The 6,441-nt window shown below is 60.7% G+C and carries 5 protein-coding genes; 1 reads left to right on the top strand and 4 read right to left on the bottom strand.

Annotation, left to right across the window (positions count from 1 at the left end; translation table 11 throughout):
• Nucleotides 1–291: 291 nt before the first annotated feature.
• From hemG to pepQ, 4 genes are read right to left on the bottom strand one after another with little or no spacing between them, the layout of a single operon-like run.
• Entirely contained in the window at nt 292–816 is a 525-nt protein-coding gene (hemG, locus tag ACB033_RS21675) for a menaquinone-dependent protoporphyrinogen IX dehydrogenase (RefSeq protein ID WP_162519986.1), read from the bottom strand.
• 7 nt (nt 817–823) lie between these two features.
• Complete coding sequence (locus ACB033_RS21670) at nt 824–2,281, bottom strand: TrkH family potassium uptake protein (RefSeq protein WP_010635534.1); 1,458 nt, start codon at nt 2,279–2,281, stop codon at nt 824–826.
• Nucleotides 2,282–2,317: 36 nt separating this feature from the next.
• Nucleotides 2,318–2,935 carry an IMPACT family protein gene (locus ACB033_RS21665; RefSeq protein WP_139726375.1) on the bottom strand — a complete coding sequence of 206 codons (618 nt, stop codon included), beginning with the start codon at nt 2,933–2,935 and terminating at the stop codon, nt 2,318–2,320.
• On the bottom strand, nt 2,935–4,257 hold the full coding sequence (gene pepQ / locus ACB033_RS21660; protein ID WP_019840760.1) for a Xaa-Pro dipeptidase: 1,323 nt from the start codon (nt 4,255–4,257) through the stop codon (nt 2,935–2,937). Before pepQ ends, ACB033_RS21665 begins: the two co-directional genes overlap by 1 nt.
• A gap of 190 nt (nt 4,258–4,447) precedes the next feature.
• On the opposite strand from pepQ, the gene ACB033_RS21655 reads away from it, so the two are divergent.
• Nucleotides 4,448–6,385 (top strand): acetoacetate--CoA ligase, encoded by a 1,938-nt coding sequence (locus tag ACB033_RS21655; protein WP_139726376.1) that lies wholly within the window; start codon nt 4,448–4,450, stop codon nt 6,383–6,385.
• Nucleotides 6,386–6,441: the final 56 nt, after the last annotated feature.

The following is a 6,441-nucleotide window of genomic DNA, read 5'->3' as shown; positions in this document are numbered from 1 at the left end:
ATTCAAATTGTTAAAGAGCGACGCAGCTTTTGGCTGCTGCGGGAGTGGCATTCTACTCAACCGCCTTCTCGAGTCAAGCCTTATTTTCAAAGGCTTTTCGAGGCTACCGACCCGGCTGTTTGCGTTGCCGCTTGCCGTGTCGATGGAGGCGCATTATAGGGAGCCGCGCCGCGATGACAAGGGGAATATTGCAAAAATTGGCATTTTTCGTGTTTTGGCCGATCAAGCGTCTATTTATCAAACAAAAAGCCCTGCATCCGCAGGGCTCAAGCCGCTTTCACACTGCCACGGCTATTTTTTTGCCCAGAAATCGCGGGCAAAACTGCGCACTTTGTCCCAGTCGGTAAACTCGAGGTCCTTGCTGGTATCCGTGCTACCGCCGGTGATCTTCATGATCAGCTGAATGATGCGGGTCTGCCACCAGTTATAGCGGGAGTACTGCAGCGCACCGGCAAACACCCCCAGGGTTTTTGGCTTCCAGGGGGAGAGACGCAAAAACTTCTTCATGTAAGCATTGGTCTGCGGGGTCTGCTTCTCGGGCTTGCGGGCCGTCAGGTTGACGCAGAAGAAGGCAGCGTTGGCCACTTCCAGCTGTTCGTGATGGGCATGAATGAAGCTGAACAGGCTGGGGTGGAAATTGCCATAGCGAATGGAAGCACCGATAAGCACCTTCTTGAACTTGCTGAGGTTGCACATGGGCAGGCTGTGCAGATCCTGCATCACCACCTCGCATCCCTCGATCTCAGCCAGCATGGCATCGACGATTTTTCGCGTTTGCCCGTCACGGGAAGAATAAAGCACCAGAATCTTGTCCATACCAACCTCAACTACGCCAGAATGCAGGGGTAAACAGTACCAGAAGCGTAAAGATTTCCAATCGACCAAACAACATGGCGACCACCAGTATCCATTGAGCCGTGGCCGAGATATTGCCAAAGTTGGCCGACACCTCCCCCAGCCCCGGCCCCACGTTGGTAAACGCGGCCGCCACGGCAGAGAAGGCGGTCACCTCATTCAAGCCGGTCATCAGCAACAACAGCATAAAGATGAAGAACAGAATGATATAGGTGGCAAAGTAGCCCCAGACGGCCTCCACAATCCGCTCAGGCACGGCGCGACGGCCCAGCTTGAGGGTATAGATGGCGCGTGGATGCACCAGTCGCTTCAGCTCGCGCATCCCCTGCAGGAACAGGATCATGAAACGCATCACCTTGATGCCGCCACCGGTACTGCCGGCGCAGCAGCCGATGAAGGCGGAAAACATCAGCAACATGGGTAGAAAAGAGGGCCAATCCGCATAACTGGTGGTGCTGTAACCGGTAGTCGTGCCCAGCGACACCGCCTGGAACAGGCCGTGGTTGAGCGCATCTTGCCAGGTGTCGTAGTGGCCGTGGAACAACAGGGAGACGAAGCAGATCAGTACCAGTACACACTGGATGCTCAGGAACACCTTGAGCTCGGAGTCCCGCAGATAACTGCTCAGGCGCACCGGCTTGTGGGCGAACACCATGAAGTGCAGGGCAAAGTTGACGCTCGCCAGCAATAGAAACAGCACTGTGATCAGGTTGATGGCCGGGCTGTTGAAGAAACCTATGCTGGCATCGTGAGTCGAGAAGCCCCCCACAGACATGGTGGAGAAGGAGTGACAGATGGCATCGAACAGGGTCATGCCCGCCATCCAGTACGCCAGGGCGCAGAGGGAGGTGAGCAGCAGATAGATGAACCAGAGCGCCTTGGCCGTCTCGGCGATACGCGGGGTGACCTTGTTGTCCTTGACCGGCCCCGGAATTTCGGCGCGATAGAGCTGCATGCCCCCGATGCCGAGCAGCGGCAGTATGGCCACCGCCAGCACTATGATCCCCATGCCCCCCAGCCACTGCAGCAGCTGGCGATAGAACAGAAACGCCTTGGGCAGGTTATCCAGCCCGGTAAGCACGGTCGCCCCCGTGGTGGTCAGACCGGAAAACGACTCGAAGAAGGCCTCGGACACCGTCATGCCGGGCACCTCTCCCAGCAGGAACGGCAAGGCCCCGACGCTGCCCAGTACCACCCAGAACAGCACGACGATGAGGAAGCCCTCCTTGGACCTGAGGTCCTTCTTCTGATGACGGTTGGGAAACCAGAGTGCGGCGCCGAGCAGCAGGGCGATGAAGAAGGAGTTGACGAACTCGGCACCACCACCATCACGATAGCCAAATGCAACCATCGCGGGCAGCAGCATGGTCGAACTGAACAGTGCGACCAGCAGGCCAACGATACGAATGATGCTCAGAATCTGCATTCCGGCTCCCTCTTCAGACCAAAAGAGCGATGGATTCTAGCCATCTAAGGGACGAAGGGATACCCGACCCTGGGTTCGGTCGGTCAATTCCTGTGCGATACGGGCCCAGAGCGCGGACTCCCACGCCACCTGCAGGGTGACGCTGGCGCCATAGTCGGCCGTCAGCAACTGGCCCTGATGAGCCTGGATCAGGGCCTCTACGGCCCCCATGTCGGCATAGTCGCACTGGATGAGAGAGGCCGTCTGCTGGCGCTTGATGCGGGTCTCGAGCTGCTTGAGTGCCGCCCCCACGCCACCGCCGTAGGCCTTGACCAGACCGCCGGTGCCCAGCAGCACGCCACCGTAATAGCGCACCACCACGGCGGCGATCTCACCAAGACCCGCCCCCATCAGCTGGGCCAGCATGGGCTTGCCGGCAGTGCCAGAGGGCTCACCATCATCGCTGAAGCCATAGACCTGGCTGTCCTGCGGGGCACCTGCGACAAAGGCCCAGCAGTGATGCCGGGCCCCGGGGTGTTGTTGTTTTATCTCGCCAATCCAGGCCTTGGCGGCCTCGACGGTCGGCGTGTGGGCAAGATAAGTGATGAAACGGCTCTTCTTGATCTCTTCACTCACCTCCAGCGGTGCGGCCGGTATGGAATAGTCCGCCGCCATCAGAGCCCTGCTTGTCTGGTCAGGTTCTCCACCCCGTTGGCATGCAGCACCACGTTGTCTTCGATGCGGATGCCGCCATAGGGGCGCAGCGCCTCGACCTTGTTCCAGTTGACCCGCTTGCCCTGCTCACCCTGGCGCAGCGGCTCCAGCAGGCTGTCGATGAAGTAGAGGCCCGGCTCTATGGTGAACACCTGGCCCACCTCCATCACCCGGGTGCAGCGCAGATAGGGGAACTGTTCGGGAGCCGACAGGTGGGTGCCGCGCTCATCCTGCATGAAGCCGCCGGCATCGTGTACCTGCAGGCCGAGGAAGTGGCCGAGGCCGTGGGGGAAGAAGACGTTGGTCACCCCGGTGTGGATCATCTCGTCCACCGACATGTCCACCAGCTCGGTGGCTTGCAGCAGGCGCGCCAGCCTGTGATGCATCTGCAGATGCAGCTCGCTGTAACGGCGGCCCGGCTTGATCTCCTCGATGATCTCCTGCTGCTGGGCATCCAGCGCCGCGATCAGATCGGCAAACTCGCCGCGCCGCCAGGCCCAGGTCCGGGTGATGTCGGAGGCATAGCCGTGCACGTCCACGCCGGCGTCGATGAGGAAGGAATAGCGCTCCGCATCGGGTACCCGCTGAGTGGAGAGGTGGGTGTAGTGCAGGATGGCCGCATTGCGGTTGATGGCGACGATATTGCCGTAGGGCGCCTCATTGGCCCCCTGCCCGACCGCCTTCATGTAGGCCAGGTTGATCTCGAACTCGCTCGCCCCCGCCATGAAGGAGTCCTTGGCCGCAATGTGGCCGCGTACCCCGATGCGGTTGGCATCGCGCAGACACTCCAGCTCATAGGGGGTCTTGTAGGCACGGTGGTAGTGCAGATAGTTGAGGACCGCCTCCGGGTTGGGCTGGCCCAGCCCCAGCAGCTCGGCCACCTCCAGATGGCCACCCAGATAGGCCCACTCCTGCCTGTTGGCCGGCAGATGATCGGCAACCTGTTCCGGGCGGGTCAGGAAGCGGATATCGAAGAAGTCGACCCAGAAGGCGTTGGGCAGGTCCGCTACCTTGTGCCAGAAATCCACCGGCCGGTAGAACAGCAGCACCGGCTTGTTCACCCCGTCCACCAGCAACCAGCAGTGGGGATTGTCCAGCACCGGCAGCCAGGCCTTGAACTGGGGGTTCACCTTGAAGGGGTAATCCTGATCATCTAGGAAGATGCGGTGGGTCTGGCCGGAGTGGATGGCCAGACCGCCCAGTCCCTGCTGTTGCAGTATGTCGCGGGTGCGCTGCTGCAAGGTGTCGAGGTGCTGGGCAAAAAGTTGGCTGTAGCTGCTCATGGCGTCCTGCTCCGGGAGAAATGTGGTTTCAGCATAACATCAAGCGAATCAAGGCTCGAACCGTCAAGCAATCGCTTCGTGAGGTAACGCATACGTTACAAGGCTTTTGTTATGAAACAAAAACCAACCATTAACAAATAAAAAACAATTCAATACACTGCCGGTAGATACATGCAGTCAGGGACTACTCATGCACAACCTTTGCCTGTGGCAACCGGATCAGGAGCGGATTCAGCAATCCAACCTCCAGCACTTCATGGCCGAGGTCAACCGCTTCCACGGCCTGCAGCTGCACAGCTATGCCCAGCTCTACCAGTGGTCGGTGGAGAAGACAACCCGTTTCTGGCCGCTGGTATGGCAGCACTGCGGCGTCAAGGGCGAGCTCGGCAACATAGTGGCGGAGAACCGCCAGGAGATGCAGCGCACCCGCTGGTTCCCCGACAGCCGGCTCAACTTCGCCGAAAACCTGCTGCGCCGCCAGGATGACACGCCGGCCATCATCTCCCGCATTGAAGGGAACCCCAGCCAGACCCTGAGCTGGCGCGAACTGGCGGATCAGGTGGCCAGGCTGGCCCAGTGGTTGCGCAGCCAGGGCATCGGCCGGGGCGATGTGGTGGCAGCCTATCTGCCCAATATCCCGGAAACCGTGGTAGCCATGCTGGCGACCACCAGTCTGGGAGCAATCTGGACCTCCACCAGCCCGGATTTTGGCGAAGCCAGCGTGGTGGAGCGCTTCGGCCAGACCCGGCCGCGGGTGCTGTTTGCGGTGGATGGCTATCGCTACAACGGCAAGGCCATCGACATTCAGGACAAGGTGGCGGGGGTCGTCGGCCAGATCGACAGCATAGAGCAGACGGTCATGATCCCTCTGCTCGGCCACTCCCTGCAGCTGGGTCACGACTGGCGTCAGATCCTGGCCGACCAGCCGGATGCCAGCCTGCAGTTCGAGCCGATGGCCTTCAACGACCCGCTCTACATCCTCTATTCGTCCGGCACCACCGGCAAACCCAAGTGCATTGTGCACGGCATCGGCGGCACCCTGCTGCAACACCTGAAAGAGCACCAGCTGCACTGCGACATCAAGCCGGGGGAGCGTATCTTCTACTTCACCACCTGCGGCTGGATGATGTGGAACTGGCTGGTGAGCGCGCTCGCCTCCGGCGCCACCCTGGTGCTCTACGACGGCTCCCCCTTCTACCCGGACGGCAACGTGTTGTGGGATCTCGCCCGCGACGAAGAAGTCGCCCTGTTCGGCACCTCGGCCAAATACCTGGATGCGCTGCACAAGCAGGGTTATGCCCCGATCAAGACCCACAGCCTGCCGCACCTGCGGCTGATCTGCAGCACCGGCTCCGTGCTCTCTCCCGAAGGGTTCGACTACGTCTATCAGCAGATCAAGCAGGATGTGCAGCTCAGCTCCATCTCAGGTGGCACCGACATCTGCTCCTGCTTCGTCATCGGCAACCCGCTCAGCCCCGTCTACCGCGGCGAGAGTCAGGGGCGCGGCCTCGGCCTCGCGGTGCAGGTATTCAACGAAGCGGGCCAGCCGGTACAGGGTGAAAAGGGCGAGCTGGTCTGCACCAAGCCGTTCCCGGCCCAGCCCATCGGTTTCTGGGGAGACGACAGCGGCGACAAGTACCACGCCGCCTATTTCGAGCGGTTCGACAACATCTGGTGCCACGGCGACTGGATCGAGCTGACCCCGACCGGTGGCATCCTGTTCTACGGCCGCTCCGACGCCACCCTCAACCCGGGCGGCGTGCGTATCGGCACCAGCGAGATTTACCGCTACGTCGAGCAACTGGAGGAAGTAGAAGAGAGCATCGTCATCGGCCAGCAGTGGCAGCAAGACGAGCGGGTTGTGCTGTTCGTCAAGCTCAAGCCTGGTCTCAAGCTGGACGAAGCACTGCGCGAGCGTATCCGCCAGCAGGTGCGCCAGCACTGCACCGCCCGCCACGTGCCCGCCCGCATCCTGCAGGTGGACGCCATTCCGCGCACCAAGTCCGGCAAGATAGTGGAGCTGGCGGTGCGGGAAGTAGTGCACAACCGGCCCGTCAACAATACCCACGCCCTCGCCGATCCCGAGGTGCTGAGCCAGTATCGCGACCGGCCCGAGCTGGCCAGCTGAGGCCACACAAGGTTAATAAAGGCGTCATCAGACGCCTTTATTTTGATTGTTAATCT

It is taken from the genome of Aeromonas sp. S15(2024) (assembly GCF_041402265.1).
GTDB lineage: Bacteria > Pseudomonadota > Gammaproteobacteria > Enterobacterales > Aeromonadaceae > Aeromonas > Aeromonas dhakensis.
The sequence above is the reverse complement of the archived record's forward strand: the minus strand, read 5'-3'. Positions and strand labels throughout refer to the sequence as shown.

Bases quoted from the DNA above. Each gene is read 5' to 3' on its own strand.
- pepQ (WP_019840760.1), bottom strand. From the start codon at position 4,257: ATGAGCAGCTACAGCCAACTTTTTGCCCAGCACCTCGACACCTTGCAG.
- ACB033_RS21665 (WP_139726375.1), bottom strand. From the start codon at position 2,935: ATGGCGGCGGACTATTCCATACCGGCCGCACCGCTGGAGGTGAGTGAA.
- ACB033_RS21655 (WP_139726376.1), top strand. From the start codon at position 4,448: ATGCACAACCTTTGCCTGTGGCAACCGGATCAGGAGCGGATTCAGCAA.
- ACB033_RS21670 (WP_010635534.1), bottom strand. From the start codon at position 2,281: ATGCAGATTCTGAGCATCATTCGTATCGTTGGCCTGCTGGTCGCACTG.
- hemG (WP_162519986.1), bottom strand. From the start codon at position 816: ATGGACAAGATTCTGGTGCTTTATTCTTCCCGTGACGGGCAAACGCGA.